Annotated in this window: 14 protein-coding genes; 3 read left to right on the top strand and 11 right to left on the bottom strand. The window is 72.1% G+C overall.

Annotated elements, in window-relative coordinates:
- Positions 1 to 5: 5 nt before the first annotated feature.
- Positions 6 to 1,760 carry a glycoside hydrolase family 15 protein gene (locus P3X83_RS14195; RefSeq protein WP_277305492.1) on the top strand — a complete coding sequence of 585 codons (1,755 nt, stop codon included), beginning with the start codon at positions 6 to 8 and terminating at the stop codon, positions 1,758 to 1,760.
- A 28-nt stretch (positions 1,761 to 1,788) separates the two neighbouring features.
- Here P3X83_RS14195 and P3X83_RS14190 read toward each other — a convergent pair whose 3' ends face one another.
- Together P3X83_RS14190 and P3X83_RS14185 are read right to left on the bottom strand one after the other, a co-directional pair.
- The gene (locus tag P3X83_RS14190; RefSeq protein WP_277305491.1) at positions 1,789 to 2,721 is read right to left on the bottom strand and encodes a hypothetical protein; all 933 of its coding nucleotides are present in this window, start codon (positions 2,719 to 2,721) and stop codon (positions 1,789 to 1,791) included.
- A gap of 34 nt (positions 2,722 to 2,755) precedes the next feature.
- The gene (locus P3X83_RS14185) at positions 2,756 to 3,742 is read right to left on the bottom strand and encodes an LD-carboxypeptidase (protein WP_277305490.1); all 987 of its coding nucleotides are present in this window, start codon (positions 3,740 to 3,742) and stop codon (positions 2,756 to 2,758) included.
- A gap of 114 nt (positions 3,743 to 3,856) precedes the next feature.
- On the opposite strand from P3X83_RS14185, the gene P3X83_RS14180 reads away from it, so the two are divergent.
- Positions 3,857 to 4,744 (top strand): sulfotransferase, encoded by an 888-nt coding sequence (locus tag P3X83_RS14180; protein ID WP_277305489.1) that lies wholly within the window; start codon positions 3,857 to 3,859, stop codon positions 4,742 to 4,744.
- A gap of 33 nt (positions 4,745 to 4,777) precedes the next feature.
- On the opposite strand, the gene P3X83_RS14175 is transcribed toward P3X83_RS14180, so the two are convergent.
- The 5 genes from P3X83_RS14175 to P3X83_RS14155 form a co-directional block, all read right to left on the bottom strand.
- Positions 4,778 to 6,661, bottom strand: a complete 1,884-nt coding sequence (locus P3X83_RS14175) for an ABC transporter ATP-binding protein (protein WP_277305488.1) — start codon at positions 6,659 to 6,661, stop codon at positions 4,778 to 4,780.
- 140 nt (positions 6,662 to 6,801) lie between these two features.
- Entirely contained in the window at positions 6,802 to 7,590 is a 789-nt protein-coding gene (locus tag P3X83_RS14170; RefSeq protein WP_277305486.1) for an enoyl-CoA hydratase/isomerase family protein, read from the bottom strand.
- A gap of 187 nt (positions 7,591 to 7,777) precedes the next feature.
- The gene (locus P3X83_RS14165; RefSeq protein ID WP_093173121.1) at positions 7,778 to 7,993 is read right to left on the bottom strand and encodes a helix-turn-helix domain-containing protein; all 216 of its coding nucleotides are present in this window, start codon (positions 7,991 to 7,993) and stop codon (positions 7,778 to 7,780) included.
- Positions 7,994 to 8,107: 114 nt separating this feature from the next.
- Entirely contained in the window at positions 8,108 to 9,706 is a 1,599-nt protein-coding gene (locus P3X83_RS14160; RefSeq protein WP_277305485.1) for an ABC-F family ATP-binding cassette domain-containing protein, read from the bottom strand.
- A 94-nt stretch (positions 9,707 to 9,800) separates the two neighbouring features.
- Positions 9,801 to 10,376 (bottom strand): acVLRF1 family peptidyl-tRNA hydrolase, encoded by a 576-nt coding sequence (locus P3X83_RS14155; RefSeq protein ID WP_277305669.1) that lies wholly within the window; start codon positions 10,374 to 10,376, stop codon positions 9,801 to 9,803.
- Positions 10,377 to 10,934: 558 nt separating this feature from the next.
- On the opposite strand from P3X83_RS14155, the gene P3X83_RS14150 reads away from it, so the two are divergent.
- Positions 10,935 to 12,107, top strand: a complete 1,173-nt coding sequence (locus P3X83_RS14150; RefSeq protein ID WP_277305484.1) for an EAL domain-containing protein — start codon at positions 10,935 to 10,937, stop codon at positions 12,105 to 12,107.
- A 15-nt stretch (positions 12,108 to 12,122) separates the two neighbouring features.
- Here P3X83_RS14150 and P3X83_RS14145 read toward each other — a convergent pair whose 3' ends face one another.
- The 4 genes from P3X83_RS14145 to P3X83_RS14130 all read right to left on the bottom strand — a co-directional run bounded on the left by P3X83_RS14145 (position 12,123) and on the right by P3X83_RS14130 (position 15,791).
- Complete coding sequence (locus P3X83_RS14145) at positions 12,123 to 12,680, bottom strand: hypothetical protein (RefSeq protein ID WP_277305483.1); 558 nt, start codon at positions 12,678 to 12,680, stop codon at positions 12,123 to 12,125.
- A gap of 109 nt (positions 12,681 to 12,789) precedes the next feature.
- On the bottom strand, positions 12,790 to 13,635 hold the full coding sequence (gene hisG / locus P3X83_RS14140; RefSeq protein ID WP_277305482.1) for an ATP phosphoribosyltransferase: 846 nt from the start codon (positions 13,633 to 13,635) through the stop codon (positions 12,790 to 12,792).
- 74 nt (positions 13,636 to 13,709) lie between these two features.
- Positions 13,710 to 13,973, bottom strand: coding sequence for a phosphoribosyl-ATP diphosphatase (locus P3X83_RS14135; RefSeq protein WP_277305481.1), 264 nt, complete (start codon positions 13,971 to 13,973; stop codon positions 13,710 to 13,712).
- Between the two features lie 108 nt (positions 13,974 to 14,081).
- Entirely contained in the window at positions 14,082 to 15,791 is a 1,710-nt protein-coding gene (locus tag P3X83_RS14130; RefSeq protein WP_277305480.1) for a DEAD/DEAH box helicase, read from the bottom strand.
- Positions 15,792 to 15,991 lie beyond the last annotated feature (200 nt).

The following is a 15,991-nucleotide window of genomic DNA, read 5'->3' as shown; positions in this document are numbered from 1 at the left end:
ATGGCATGCGCATCGAGGACTACGCCCTCATCGGGGACATGCAATCGGCCGCGCTCGTCGGCCGTGACGGCTCCATCGACTGGCTGTGCCTGCCCAGATTCGACTCCCCCGCCTGTTTCGCGGCGCTGCTCGGCGGCGAGCGGAACGGCCACTGGTGGCTCGGCCCCACCGGCCGCCCGTCCGCGACCCGCCGCCGCTACCGGGGCGAGACGCTGGTCCTGGAGAGCGAGTGGGACACCGAGGGCGGCACGGTCCGGCTGATCGACTTCATGCCGCCCCGGCACGCCAACCCCGACGTCGTGCGCATCGTCGAGGGCGTGTCCGGCACGGTGGAGATGTCCACCCAGATCCGGGTCAGGTTCGACTACGGCCGCATCGTGCCGTGGGTGCGCAGGACCAACGGCCACCTGCAGGCCATCGGCGGCCCCGACTCGGCGTGGCTGCACGCCCCGGTGCCGCTCAAGGGCGGCGACTACGCGCACAACGCCACCTTCGAGGTCTCCGCCGGGCAGCGGCTGGCGTTCATCTTCACCTGGCACCCCTCCCACGAGCCGATGCCGGTCGAGATCGACCCCGAGGTGCAACTCGCCGAGACCGAGGGGATGTGGGCCGACTGGGTGGCCCGCTGCACCTACCAGGGGCCGTGGCGCGAGGCGGTGGTCCGGTCCCTGATCACGCTCAAGGCGCTGACCTACTCCCCCACCGGCGGCATCGTCGCCGCCCCCACCACCTCCCTGCCGGAGAACATCGGCGGCGTGCGGAACTGGGACTACCGCTACTGCTGGCTGCGCGACGCCACGATGACCCTGGAGGCGCTGATCGACGCCGGTTACCTGGAGGAGGCCGAGTCCTGGCGGGCCTGGCTGCTGCGCGCGATCGCCGGGCGCGCCCAAGACCTGCAGATCATGTACGGCGTCGCGGGCGAGCGCAGGCTGCCCGAGGTGGAGGTCGGCTGGCTGCCCGGCTACGAGGAGTCCCGGCCGGTCAGGATCGGCAACGCCGCCGTCGACCAGCTCCAGCTCGACGTCTACGGCGAGGTGATGAACGCCCTGTACATGTCCAGGATCTCCGGGCTGGCCCCGGACGACCGGGCCTGGGCCATCCAGCGCGAACTGCTGGACTACCTGGAGACCCACTGGGAGGACCCGGACGAGGGCCTGTGGGAGGTCCGCGGCCCGCGCCGGCACTTCGTCCACTCCAAGGTGATGTGCTGGGTGGCCTTCGACCGCGCCATCCGGCAGGTGGAGCGGTTCGGCCGCACCGGCCCCGCCGACGGCTGGCGGAAGGTGCGCGACCGGATCCACGCCGAGGTGTGCGACCGGGGCTTCGACCCCGAGCGGGGCACCTTCACCCAGTCCTACGGCTCCGAGGAGCTCGACGCTGCGCTGCTGATGCTCCCGATGGTCGGCTTCCTGCCCCCGGACGACCCCCGGGTGCACGGCACGATCGCCGCCATCGAGCGGGAGCTGAGCGTCGACGGGTTCGTGCTGCGCTACCCGGTGTCGCAGGACAACGCCGTGGACGGCCTGCCCGGCGACGAGGGCGCGTTCCTCGCGTGCAGCTTCTGGCTGGCCGAGGCGATGGCCATGACCGGGCGGCGCGACGACGCCGAGCGGCTGTTCGAGCGGCTGCTGGCGCTGCGCAACGACGTGGGCCTGCTCGCCGAGGAGTTCGACCCGAGGCTCGGACGCCTGGTGGGCAACTTCCCGCAGGCGTTCAGCCATGTGCCGCTGATCCACACCGCGCGGGCGCTGTCGTGACCGCGCGGCCGGACGGCCCGCCGGGCGCCTAGCGGGGCGGGCGGGCCGCGATCGCGGCGAGCAGCCGGGCGAACTCCGGCGGCGGGGCGACGACCAGGCGGGTCTGGCCGTCCTGGGCCACGAGGTCGGCCTTGATGAGGGTCAGCCGTCCGCCGCGCCACCAGTAGACCTGGGAGCTGAGGCCGTCGGCGTGCTCCCCCGCCTCCCACTGGGCGTGCAGGCGCAGCCGCTCGATGGCGCGCACCACGCCGATGCCCTCGACCGGGTGGACCACCAGCGTGCCCGCCCTGGGCAGCGCGACCAGCACGCCGTCGTCGGGGACCGGCAGGTAGTCGCCGAGGTGGCGCAGGTGTGCGGCGGCGCTCGCGGTGGGGCCGGTGAGCCGCCAGACGGCGACGCCGTCGAGGTCGGCGCGGGCCGCCGACAGGCGCTCGTCGTCGCGGGCGTTGCGCAGCGCGAGGTCCAGGGCCTGCCCGGCGGGGATCGGCCAGCAGCCGGCCTCCTCCGGGCGAACCGGGCGAACCGGGCGAACCGCGCCGCCGTAGCCGACGGTCAGCAGCTCGATCAGGTCGGCGCTCAGGTGGCGGCCGACCACGCGGTCGGCCTCCAGGTCGTCGGCGAGGCGCACCTGGGTGCGCAGCAGGGGCCGCACCTGGGCGAGGTCGCAGGCGTCGAGCGGCTCACCGGCCACCTCGACCGCGTGGGTCAGGTGCTCGGAGACCAGCATCGGCCAGTCGTCGCGCGTACGGCGGGCGGCCTCGCGCCGCAGCCCGGTCAGCCGTACGACCAGATCTTTGGGGAGGTCCTTGGACCCGCTGAGCGTCAGTGCCGATCCGTCGGCGGCGAACGAGCACGCGAAGCCCCGCGAGTCGGCCACCAGGGCGAGCAGGGAGTCCAGATCCACGTCCTCGGCCGGGCGGGGACGCTCCCGCTCTACCCGGCGTCGCCGGAAGAACCTCACACGCTCGTCCTCTCTTCTCGCGTCCGGCCCTGAACTACATTGCCTCCTCCGAACCGCGGAACAGACTGGTCAGCGAGCACGATTGGGTATCAATAACACCAAGTCCCCCAAGCCAGACACAGTGCTGGGGGCTGCCGTGGCCCACCGCGAGCCCGGCCAGCACGGGCACGCCGTACGGGGTCAGCCGCTCGGCCAGCACCGGCAGGACGTCTCCGCAGCCCACCCACGATCCGAGCGCGAACCCCGCGGCGCCGTCGAAGGCCCCGGCGGCGATGAGCTGGGTGAGCATCCGGTCGATCCGGTAGGGCGCCTCCTGCACGTCTTCCAGCAGCACGATCCGGCCCGCGAACCGGGGGGCGAACGGAGTGCCGCACAGCGCGGCCAGCAGCGTGAGGTTGCCCCCGGCCAGGGGAGCGCTCACCCGCCCCGGCACCAGCGCGTGCGTGCCCGTGATCGGCCCCGGGACCCCGTACAGGGCCTGCTCCAGGTGCCGCAGCCCGAGCGGCTCCGGGCCCAGGTCGCCGGCGAGCGTCTCACCCGCCGGCATCGGCCCGAAACAGCCCGCGGTCCCGAGCCGCGCGCCGATCGCCAGGTGCAGCGCGGTGATGTCGCTGGAGCCGAGGAGGGTCTTGGGCCCGGCCCCGGCCATGCGGTCCCAGTCGAGCAGGCCGAGCAGCCGCGTCGTGCCGTAGCCGCCGCGCGCGCAGACCACCGCCGCGACGGCGGGGTCGCACCACGCCTCCTGCAGGTCGCCGGCCCGGTCGGCGTCGGACGCCGCCAGGTGGCCGTGGTGGCCGGACGGCGGGCCGTCGCCCCGCGCGAGCACGTGCTCGCCGAAGACGACCTTCAGCCCGAGCTCGCGCAGCACCCCCGCCCCGCGCTCCAGGCGCGCCGGGTCGGGCGGCCCGGACGGCGCGACGACGGCGACGGTGTCACCCTGGTGCAGCGGCGGCGGCGACAGGAGGGGCGGCGGCCCGGTCCCCGCCTCGCCGGTGCCGTCTTCCCCGCCGCGATACGCCATGCCCAGCCTCCCCGTCATCGGTCGTGATACCCATTCTGGCCGGGGCGGAGCGGTCACCGGGAACCGTCGCGACGGTCCGGGCACCCCTCAAACGGTGTCAAACTGTCCACACCTATGCGACCTCCGCCCCACATCCTCGTGGTCAACGGCATCAAGGTCCACCGGCCGGTGTTCCTGCTGGGCGCACCGCACTCCGGCGCGGACCTGCTGGCCCGTGCCCTGAAACGCTCGCCGGGGTTCCACGTCACGATGGGCAGGACGGCCGTGACGCACGTCGTCTACGCGTTCGCCCGCAAGCCGTCCATGGTGGCGCGAAACGGCGGCGACGGCGCGGCGCGGGTGCTGCGCGACGCCCTGGCGCAGTCCTGGCAGCTCGGGCCCGGAACGTGCGGGGAGTGCCAGGCGGCCTGCCGGGAGGCGGGCGGCGTCACCGGCTCCGGGCCGTGCGCGAACGCGGTGACGCTGACGAGGTTCGGCGACGCCAGCCCGGACCTGCTCTACAGCGCGCCCGCGCTGCTGCGCGCCTTCCCCGACGCCCGGTTCGTGCAACTGATCAGGGACGGCCGCGACGTGGCCGCGGACATGCTGGCCGACCCCGCCTGCCTGGCCTGGTTCCGCCCGGGGATGCTGAGCGAGGAGACCGAGTTCCCCAATCCGTTCCTCGGCGTGAACAAGGACGAGCACCGCGACCGGTGGAAGGACATGCCGGCGGCGGGCAAGTGCGCGCTGCGCTGGCGCGGCGCGGTGCGCCTCAACGCCGAACTGCACCGCCTGCTGCCCGGCGACCAGCTCCTCACCGTGCGCTACGAGGACCTCGCGGCCTCCCCAGTGGCCTCGGTGGCCGCGCTGTCGGGATTCCTGGAGACGCGGGTCTCGGCGGTGCCGCTGTACGCCGCGGAGGTCCCTCCACCAGGAGCGTGGCGCAAGCGCCTGGCGGCCTCCGACGCAGCCCTGGTGGAGAAGGTCGCCCGCGGCGAGCTGACCCGGCTGGGCTACCTGTAGGCCCCCGCAGGGACCGCTCTCACGTCTCGTCTCTCACGTCTCGTCGGAGGTCTCGCTGAACTGCGTGCGGTAAAGCTCGGCGTAGATCCGGCCCCTGGCCAGCAGCTCCTCGTGCCGGCCGCGCTCGGCGATCCGGCCGTCCTGCACCACCAGGATCTCGTCGGCCTCCCTGATCGTGGACAGCCGGTGCGCGATGACCAGCGAGGTACGGCCGGCCAGCGCCCGTTTCAGCGCCCGCTGCACGGCCGCCTCCGACTCCGAGTCCAGGTGCGCGGTCGCCTCGTCGAGGACGACCACCCTCGGGGCCTTGAGCAGCAGCCGCGCCAGGGCCAGGCGCTGCTTCTCCCCTCCGGACAGCCGGTAGCCGCGGTCGCCGACGACCGTGTCCAGCCCCTCGGGCAGCGCCTCGACCAGCTCGCCGATCTGGGCGGCGCGCAGCGCCTCCCAGATCTCCTCGTCGGTGGCCTCCGAGCGGGCGTAGCGCAGGTTCCCGCCGATGGTGTCGTGGAACAGGTGGGCGTCCTGGGTGACCACGCCGACGGTGTCGCGCAGCGAGTCGAACCGGGCCGCGCGCACGTCCAGGCCGTTGATCAGGACGGCGCCGCCGCTGACGTCGTACAGGCGGGAGACCAGCGAGGTGATCGTGGTCTTGCCCGCGCCCGAGTGGCCGACCAGGGCGACCATCCGGCCCGGTTCCACGGTGAAGGACACGCCGTCGAGGACCTGGTGGGCCTGGCCGTTGTCGGGACGGGCCACCGACTCCAGGGAGGCCAGCGAGACCTCGGAGGCGGCGGGGTAGGCGAAGCTCACGTCCTCGAACTCCACCGACACCGGGCCGTCCGGGACGGCGGTCGCGTCCGGCCGCTCGGCGACCATCGGCTTGAGATCGAGGACCTCGAACACCCGGTCGAAGCTGACCAGGGCGGTCATCACGTCCACGTGCACGTTGGAGAGCGCGGTCAGCGGGCCGTACAGGCGCATCAGCAGGGCGGACAGGGCGATCAGGGTGCCCAGCTCGAACGCGCCGCCGATCACCATGACGCCGCCCGCGCCGTAGACCAGGGCGGTGGCGAGCGCGGCGACCAGGCCGAGGCCGATCCGGAAGACGGTGCCGTACATGGCGACGATCACGCCCACGTCGCGCACCCGCGCCGCGCGGTCGGAGAAGTTGGACGCCTCGTCGTCCGGGCGGCCGTAGAGCTTGGCGACCAAGGCGCCGGACACGTTGAACCGCTCGGTCATCACCGAGCTCATCTCGGCGTCGAGCTGCATCTGCTCGCGGGTGAGCCTGGACATCCGCCGCCCGACCCACTTGGCGGGCAGTACGAACACCGGCAGCAGCGCCAGCGCCACCAGGGTGATCTGCCACGACAGCACCAGCATGGTGCCGAGGACCAGCAGCAGGCTGATCACGTTCGACACCACAGACGACAGCGTGCTGGTCAGCGCCCGCTGCGCGCCGATCACGTCGGTGTTCAGGCGGGAGACCAGCGCGCCGGTCTGGGCGCGCATGAAGAACGCCACCGGCATCCGCTGGACGTGGTCGAACACCTCGGTGCGCAGGTCGTAGATCAGTCCCTCGCCGATCCTCGCCGAGTACCAGCGCTGGACCAGGCCGAGCGCGGCGTCGACCATGGCGAGGCCGGCGATGGCCACGGCCAGCCAGACGACCACATCGACCCGTCCGGGCCGGATGCCCTCGTCGAAGATCGCCTTCATCAGCAGCGGGTTGGCCACCACGACCACCGCCGCCAGCACCACCAGGGCGAGGAACGCGATGATCTGCCCGCCGTAGGGGCGCGCGTATCCGGCGATGCGCCGGACGGTGCCGGGGCTCAGCCGCTCCTTGATCACCGATTCGTCCCGGCGCATGGACCGCATCACCGACGGCCCCATCCCGGAACCCATCATCGTCATCCGGCCCCGTCCTTCCCGGCGCGCGCGGCCGGGGAGAACCCTCTCCGGGATCCGGCCCCGCCGAAATCGCGCCTGCTTCCTGTCGGCAGAGCGCCAGAAAGCGTACGGTGATTCCCGTACCGGGCGGAACGGTCGCTCGATCAGCTCCGGGCGAACAACTCCCGCACCCGGGCCGTCTGCTCACGGCGCTCGGCCGCGCACTGCTCGGCGAGGGTGCGTCCGGCGGCGCCCGCCAGCAGGCGCTTGGTCGCCGTGGCCGCGCCGCGGTCGGTGGCCAGCAGGGCGGCGGCGAGATCCGCCACCGTCTGTTCGAGTTCGCCTGACGGGACCACCAGCTCGGCCAGCCCCAGCGCGTGCGCCTCATCGGCCCCAACGGTCCGGGCGGTAAGGCAGATCTCCAGCGCACGCGGCAGGCCCACCAGGTCCACCAGCGGCTTGGTGCCCGTCAGGTCGGGCACCAGCCCGAGCGCGGGCTCCTTCATGCAGAGCTTGGCGTCATCGGCCAGGATGCGCAGATCACAGGCCAGCGCGAGCTGGAAGCCCGCACCGATGGCGTGGCCCCGCACCGCCGCGACCGAGACGATCTCGGGACGGCGCAGCCACAGGAACCCCTCCTGGGCCTGGGCGATCCGGCGATCGAACGCCTCGTCGCCGAGACCCGCCTGCGATGCCAGCGATCCTTGTCCTGGTACCCCCTCGGGGCTGAACATCCGCAGGTCGATGCCCGCCGAGAAGGACGGCCCCTCACCACGGATCACGACGACGCGGACCTGCTCGGGCAGGTCGGCGCCGATCCTGGCCAGTGCCGTCCAGGTCGCGAACGTCTGCGCGTTGCGCTTTTCCGGCCGGTCCAGGGTTATTGTCGCGATCTTGCCGTCCACCTCGAAACGCAGCCCGGCCTCGGCGAACCCATCCGCCTCGACCGTCACCACGCTCCCCCCAACTTCCGCTTCCCCATCGCTCGCTCCGCCCGTCGGCCGACCCGTCGTGCCCGAGCCTATCCCCGCCTCCAGAACGAGGTTCTACCGAACCCGTTCGAGGCCCCTGCCCGGCCCGGGTCGCGACGGCTCCCGGCTGGCGGTTGAGCGGCTGCGGTCGCGTGCTCCGAGGCGGTCGCTAGCGCTTCGACTTGCCCCGGGTGGCTCCCCCGCGACCCCTGAGAGTCACGCCGGACTCGCTGAGGATGCGGTGGATGAACCCGTATGACCGCCCGGTGGAAGCGGCCAGCGCGCGGATGCTCTCACCCGCGGCGTAGCGCTTCTTGAGATCGGCGGCCAGTTTTTCGCGGTCGGCCCCGGTGACCCGGGTGCCTTTCTTCAGAGTCTCGGCCACGAGTACCTCCTGTAGTGCCAGACTTCCGCAGCGTTACTCACGCCATGATCAGTCATTTCTGCTCGATCGGCTACCTACTCCACGGGAAAAGATCCGTACCCGCTCAAATTAAGATCAGGCAAGTGCCACAAGATCGGAAAATTCATCACTCCAAGCGTCTTCCACTCCGTCAGGCAACAAGATCACCCTATCCGGTTGTAGCGCCTCAACAGCGCCTTCATCATGCGTAACGAGCACGATCGCCCCAGAATAGGACCTAAGCGCCGATAGCACCTGCTCGCGACTGTCCGGATCGAGGTTGTTGGTGGGTTCGTCGAGGAGCAGGACGTTGGCACCCGACAGCACCAGCGTGGCCAGGGCCAGCCGGGTCTTCTCGCCGCCTGACAGGACACCGGCGGGCTTGTCCACGTCGTCGCCGGTGAAGAGGAAGGAGCCCAGGGTCTTGCGCAGCTCGACGTCGGCGACGTCGGGACCGGCCGAGCGCATGTTCTCCAGCACCGTGCGGTCGGCGTCGAGAGTCTCGTGCTCCTGGGCGTAGTAGCCGAGTTTCAGCCCGTGGCCGGGCCGCAGTTCGCCCGTGTCGGGCTTCTCCAGACCGCCGAACAGCCGCAGCAGCGTGGTCTTCCCGGCGCCGTTGAGGCCGAGCACGACCACCCGTGTACCGCGGTCGACGGCGGCGTCCACGTCGGTGAACACCTCCAGCGAGCCGTAGGACTTGGACAGGCCGACGGCGGAGAGCGGGGTGCGCCCGCAGGGCAGCGGCGTGGGAAAGCGCAGCTTGGCCACCTTGTCGGCCTTGCGCTCCTCCGACACCCCGGCCAGCAGCCGCCTGGCGCGGCGCTCCATGTCCTGTGCCGCCTTGGCCTTGGTGGCCTTGGCGCGCATCCGGTCGGCCTGCGAGAGCAGGGCGCTCGCCTGCTTCTCGGCGTTGGCCCGCTCACGCTTGCGGCGCCGCTCGTCGGTCTCACGCTGGGCCAGATAGGCTTTCCAGCCGACGTTGTAGGTATCGATCACACAACGATTGGCGTCGAGGTGCAGTACCCGGTTTACCGTCGCTTCAAGAAGACCGACGTCATGGCTGATGATGATCAAGCCGCCGTGATGTGAGCGCAAAAAATCACGAAGCCACCCGATCGAGTCTGCGTCGAGATGGTTTGTCGGCTCGTCAAGTAGGAGAGTCTCCGCTCCGGAGAACAGGATCCTGGCCAGTTCGACCCGGCGCCGCTGACCGCCGGACAGCGTGCTCAGCGGCTGCCCGAGCACGCGGTCGGCCAGGCCGAGACTCGACGCGATGGACGCGGCCTCCGCCTCGGCGGCGTAACCGCCCAGCACGTGCAGCCGGTCCTCCAGCCGCCCGTAGGCGCGCACGGCGCGGTCGCGGACGCGCTGGTCGCCGTCGGCCATCCCCTGCTCGGCCGCGCGCAGGTCGCGCAGCACCTCGTCGAGGCCGCGCGCGGACAGGATGCGGTCGCGGGCGAGCACGGTGAGGTCGCCGGTGCGCGGGTCCTGCGGCAGATAGCCGACGTTGCCGGTGCGCGAGACGGTGCCGGCCGCGGGCAGCGCCTCGCCCGCGAGGACCTTGGTCAGGGTGGTCTTGCCCGCGCCGTTGCGGCCGACGAGGCCGATCTTGTCTCCCGGGTTCACCCGGAAGCTCGCGCCGTCGACGAGAAGCCGGGCGCCCGCGCGCAGTTCGACGTCAGTAGAAATGATCATGATAGGGGAACACTCCCAGGCCGGGGATGGATGGGTGGACGGCGGCGGAGGCGGCCGTCAATCGGGAGTGCACATACGATCAGTGTACGGGTGGTCAGGCGTGTCCCTGGGCGTCAGCGCCACCGGGCGCCGGGCCGGCGTCCACCACCCTGATGCGCACGGCACGGAAGGTGCGCGGCGTGTCGCGCAGCACGGCCAGTCGCGGGTCCGGCACCGTCAGGAACGGCTCGGCCTCGCGCGCGAAGGCCGCGGCCAGCCTGCGGTCGCCCCGCAACGCGTCCACGGCCCGCCGGTCGCCGCCGAAGAACACCGCCTCCAGCCGGTCCATGTAGGGCCCCAGTACCCGCGCCGCCACCTCGGCGGCGGCGTCCCTGGCCTGCCCCGCCTGCTGCTCCCTGCGCCGCGCGAACCGCTGCTGCGACCACCCGCCCGCCGCACTCCGCCCCTGCACCAACCGCGCCCCCACCTTCGACGCCACCAACTCCGCCCCCCGAAACACCCCGGCCGCATACCCACCCCGCCGCACCAACACCACCCCAACCCACCTCTCCCGCCCAACATGCGCCACCACCCCCGCCACCACCTGCCCCTCAGAGCCGATGGAAGGCACCCCCACCTGGCCCGTCGCCGAGACCTCCGCCGAACGGCCCCCGGAACCGCCAGGTGACACATCCACCAGACGGTCCGGGGCAGCCTCCGAAGGCCCCCCGGCCGACCGGTCCCCAGGAACGCCGGGGAGCGCCTCCGTCAGGGGGACCTCGGGCGGGTTCTCCGCTGGAGGGGCGGCGGAGGGTTCTTGGGGTACGGGTGGGAAAGGGAGGTGGAGTTCGGCGAGGGTGCCGTCGGGGGCGGTCAGGGAGATGGTGGCTTCGTCGGCGTGGATGGTGGGGGGGCCGCCGTGGCGGGTGGCGAAGCCGGCGATCCAGGTTTCGAGGCGTTCGGGGGGGACCGAGACCCAGCGGCCACCTCCGCTCGCGGGGCGTCGGGGGGCCTGGCTTCCTTCGGGCTGTCGCCGTGCGCTCACGCGGCGAGGTTATCCTCCCCCGGTCGCGCCGGGGCCGCGCGCCCCGTCTTCACGCAGGCCGAGAGGGCATGGGTCAACTATAATAACATTTTGTCAGCGCTTTAAGTCAATGCCGCTGCAAAGGCCACAACACATGGCGAAATATCGGTGAACTTCGCCCCTACCTGCTTCAAGTCACCTGTCGTGGTGCCGCATCATCAATACGTGTCGCGCAGCACCCCACTCCTGCCCCCCGCCGACGCGGCGGGGGCTCGCGCGATCGTGAATCCGGTCGTCGACCTCGACACGGGAGGCGTGATCGCCCTCCACGCGATCGGCGACGGCCGGATCACGACCGATCACGGTCCCGTCCACGGCGGCGGGCGCCACGACGCGGACGACCTGCCGTACGGCATGGCCGACCTCCTGTCCGCGACGCTGCGGGCCGCGCTCGACGCGGCGCGCACCGAGACCCGGCTGCCGCTCGTGCTCGGCCTGCCCGCGCACATGGTCATCGCCGGATCCGGCGGGCTCGCGCCGCTGCACGAGGCGATGCGCCAGTCCGGCCGGCGTCCGCGCGAGGTCATCCTCACCGTCGAGGGCGAGATACCGCCCGAACACCGAAGAGCGCTGCTCATCGGCCTCGACGGCCTGCGGACCATCGGCCACCTGATCGCCCTCGGCGGCCTGGGCACCGGCCACACCCCGCTGGACCTGCTCGCCGACGCCCGGCCGTACCTGCTGGTGCTGTCGCCCGACCTGGTCGCCCAGGCGCCGCGAGATCCCGGGCGGGCGGCCGTGGGCGAGGCCCTGGCGTCGCTGGCGCGCGGCATCGGCGCGCACGTCCTGGCGCCGGGCGTGCAGGAGGAGGAGCAGCTCGCCCGCGTCCGCGGGTGGGGCGTGCGGCTCGCCGAGGGGCCGCTGCTCAAGCCCGGCCCCACCGGGCGGGTGTGCGTGCCGCTGCCCGTCATCGCCGAGGACGCCACCGCCATCGACCTGGGGCCGCGCGCGCAGGAGCTGCTCCTGCCCGCCGTCACGCTCCCCGCCGAGGCCACCACCGAGGAGGCCGCGGAGGTCTTCCGCGGGGAGCCGTCCATCTCCAGCGTGATCATCGTGGACGAGTACCAGCGCCCGCGCGGCAGCCTGGACCGCAGCCGTTTCATGCTGGCCATCGCCGGCCGGTACGGCTACGCGCTGCACGGCAACAAGCCCGTGCTGCGCCTGGCCGACCCGCCGAGGACCGTGCCGAAGACGACCCCCGCCATCGCCGCGATGCAGGTCGCCGGGCGCGGCGGGGAACGCGTCTACGACGACTTGGTGGTCACCGACGAGGTGGGCAGGTGCATGGGCATCCTGCGCGTCGGCGACCTCATCCGGCAGACCGCCCTGATGAAGTAGCGCCGCCCCCGCCGGTCAGGCCCGGCTGGGGGTGACCCTGCGCCACAGCTCGTTGAAGGAGATCGTGTCGAAGAACGCGGTGCCGGACACGACCTCACCGCGCCGCAGCGTCATGATCCACGCGTAGCTGTTGCTGTACTTGTAGCCGTCGTTGGCCACGCCGCCCCCGTGCCAGTGCACCACCATCGTCCGCCCGTGGCAGTAGATCTCCTCGATCCTGGTGGGACGGAACGGCTCCGGCGAGCTGTCGAACCGCGCGCCGAAGGGCCCCATCACCTTGTCGAGCAGTTCCTTCTTGTCGTTGTAGGTCCCCGACACCAGCGAGCGGCCCTCGATACGCCACACGATGCCGGGCGCGAACACCTCGGTTATGGAGCCGGTCCCCTCCGCCCACGCCTCGAACGCCCGGGTGATCACCTTCCGGTCCGCGTCGGAGCAGCCCGGGCCCCGCGCGGCGCTCTCCCTGTTCGCTGTGCTCTTCGTGGCCGCCGCGGCCGGGGACGTGGCGACGGCCAGTGCCGACGCCATGACGAACGCTCCGAGTGCGCCGCCGACGATCCTGTTGATTTCCATCTTCCGCCCTTGCTCTCATCCGCTGACCCCCGCTATGTCCCCAGCGTGCGGAAACGGTTACCCCGGGCGATGTGCCGGAAAGAGCTAAGAACGGATAGAAGTGGCTGGATCAGAGGCGGCAGGCGTAGATATCGGTGATGAAGATGGCCCGCGCCCCGATCTCCCAGAGCTGGTCCATGACCTGCTGGTGCCCCCGGCGGCGGACCATGGCCCGGACGGCCACCCAGCCCTCGCGGTGCAGCGGGGAGACGGTGGGGCCCTCGATGCCGGGGGTGATCTCGATGGCCCGGTCGATCTGCTCGGCGCGGATGTCGTAGTCGATCATCACGAAGTCGCGGGCGACCAGAACGCCCTGCAGACGCCGGACGAGCTGGTCGAGGCCCGCCGTCCTGGCCGAGCCCGCCCGCTCGATCAGGACCGCCTCCGAGCGCATGATGGGGTCGCCGAAGACGTCGAGGCCCACGTTGCGCAGTGTGGTGCCGGTCTCCACGACGTCGGCGATGGCGTCGGCCACGCCCAGCCTGATCGCGGTCTCCACCGCGCCGTCGAGTTTGATGACGCGGGCCTCGACGCCGACGTCGGCGAGGTGCTTCTCCAGCAGCCCGGAGTAGGAGGTGGCCACCCGCCGTCCGCTGAGGTCGTGGACGTTGGTGAAGTCGCCTGAGCGGGCGGCGAAGCGGAAGGTGGAGCCACCGAAGCCCAGCGGCAGGACCTCGCCTGCGGGCGCCCCGGAGTCGAAGAGCATGTCGCGGCCGGTGATGCCGCCGTCGAGGGTGCCCTCACCTACATAGACGGCGATGTCGCGGGGGCGCAGGAAGAACAGCTCGCAGTCGTTGTCGGGATCGACCACGACGAGTTCCTTGGCCTCCTTGCGGATGCGATATCCGGCCTGCTTCAAGAGGGTCTGGGCGGATTCTGCGAGCGCGCCCTTGTTCGGTACGGCGAGACGGAGCATGACGAGATCCTCACACGGAGTCGGAGTCTGCGGGGAGCGAGGCCGGGGCGGAGCCGCCCGGGAGGGCGGACGCCCTACAGATGCTTGTAGACCTGCTCCAGCCCGATGCCCCGGGCCAGCATGAGGACCTGCACGTGATAGAGGAGTTGGGAGATCTCCTCGGCCGCGCGGTCGTCCGACTCGTGCTCGGCCGCCATCCAGCTCTCGGCGGCTTCCTCCACGACCTTCTTGCCGATGGCATGGACGCCGGCGTCCAGCGCGGCGACCGTGCCCGAGCCCGCCGGGCGGGTGCGCGCCTTCTCGGACAGCTCGGCGAACAGCTCATCGAAGGTCTTCATGATCTCTCTCGGCGATCGGTGACGTGTGTCTTCAGCCTAACGGTGCCCGTGCGGGAGACGTACGACGCCCGGCCACCCCGCACGTCGCGGGGTGGCCGGGCGGGAACGTCAGCGTCCGTGGCGGTTGCCCTGGGAGCCGAAGGAACGGCGGTCCTGGCGGTAGCCGCCACCGTCGCGGGAGTCGCCGCGAGACGGCGCGTAACCGCCGCGCGAGGCGCCGCCCCGGTAGCCCTCACGGTGCCCCTCGCGGGCGTCGCGCCCGCCGCGCGGGCCGGTGCCGCCGCCGTGGCGCTCCTGACGGTCGCCGTAACGCGGCCGGTCACCCTCGCGGTACGGCCGGGCACCCCCGCCGTTGCCGCGACCGTCGCGCGACTCGCCGAAGGTGGACGCCGGGCGGCTCTCGGGCCGCTCGGCGCGGTCACGCGGGCCCTGCCGGTCGCCGTAACGCGGCCGGTCGTCACCGCCGCCGCCGTGGGGACGGCGGTCGCGGTCACGGAAACGGCGCGGACGGCGGCCCCGGTCGTCGCCCTCACGGCGCTTGCGCATGCTGTTCAGCGGAGCGGGCTCCCACACCGGGATCTCCTCCCCGCTCGGCGGCTGCGCACCGGCGACCTCGGCCACCCTCGGGTGACCGGGGGTCGCCTTCAGGCGGAACGGCCGGATGCCCGCCTGGCGGGTCATGGAGTCCGTGGAGCGCCGCTCGTTGGGCAGCACCAGGGTCATCACGGTGCCGCGCTCGCCGGCGCGCGCCGTACGGCCGCCCCGGTGCAGGTAGCTCTTCGGGTCCTGCGGCGGGTCGACGTGCAGGACCAGGCTCACGTCGTCGACGTGGATGCCTCGGGCCGCGACGTCGGTGCAGACCAGCAGGTCGATCGTGCCCTCGCGGAACTCGGCCAGGATGCGGGTGCGCTGGTTCTGGCGCTTGCCGCCGTGCAGGCCGCCGGCCTGCACGCCGACCCGGGCGAGCTGCTTGACCAGACGGTCGACGCCGTGCTGGGTGCGGACGAACATGATGGTCTTGCCGTCGCGGTTGGCGATCTCGGCCGTGATCGGGAACTTGTCGTCCCGGCTGACCTGGAGCACGTGGTGCTCCATGGTGTCGACCGGAGAGGTCTCCGACGCGATCGCGTGGGTCACCGGGTCGGTGAGGAACCGGCGCACCAGCTTGTCGACGTCACGGTCGAGGGTGGCGGAGAACAGCAGCCGCTGCCCGTCGGCGGGGGTCTGCTCCAGCAGTGCGGTGACGGCGGGGAAGAACCCCAGGTCGCACATGTGGTCGGCCTCGTCGAGGACGGTGACCCGGACGTCGTCCAGGGCGCACTCGCCCTGCTCGATCAGGTCGGTGAGGCGCCCGGGAGTGGCGACGACGACCTCGACGCCGCGCCGCAGCGCCTCGATCTGCCGGCCCATCGACATGCCGCCGACCACCGTGCGCATGCGCAGGGAGAGGCCGCGGCCGAGCGGTTCGAGCGCGTCGTGGACCTGCAGGGCGAGTTCTCGGGTGGGCACCAGGATGACGGCCAGGGGGTGCCCCGGCCGGGCACGCTCACCGGCGATCCTGGCCATGGCGGGCAGGCCGAAGGCCAGCGTCTTGCCCGACCCGGTCTGACCCCGGCCGAGCACGTCGCTGCCGGACAGGATGTCCGGGATGGTGGCCCGCTGGATCGGGAAGGGGGAGGTGATGCCCTGCCTGGCGAGCGCCGTCACCAGCGGCCTGGGCAGGCCGAGGACGGTGAACTCCGACGGCGCCTGGGCGTCCGTGGCCTCGGTGGCCTCGGACGTGGCGGTGTCGTTCTCGGGCAGGACGGCGTCAAGCATGGTCACGAAGATTCGTGCCTTTCGATAGAAGGACGCGGCACGTCACTTCTGCGAAAGGACGAGCCTGTGAACGCGCGGCATCGGGCCGCGCCCACTCAGGCGCCCGTTTTCATGACGACGGGCGCCGTGCGGTGCGTTTGCCGGGGGCGGCATGGTGCTCCGCACGAGGGCGGTTCGTACTAGTCTACCGCCCTGATCAA

The organism is Spongiactinospora sp. TRM90649 (assembly GCF_029382225.1).
Taxonomy (GTDB): Bacteria; Actinomycetota; Actinomycetes; order Streptosporangiales; family Streptosporangiaceae; genus Spongiactinospora.
Note: the sequence above shows the minus strand (reverse complement) of the source record. Positions and strands in the feature narration are given on the sequence as shown.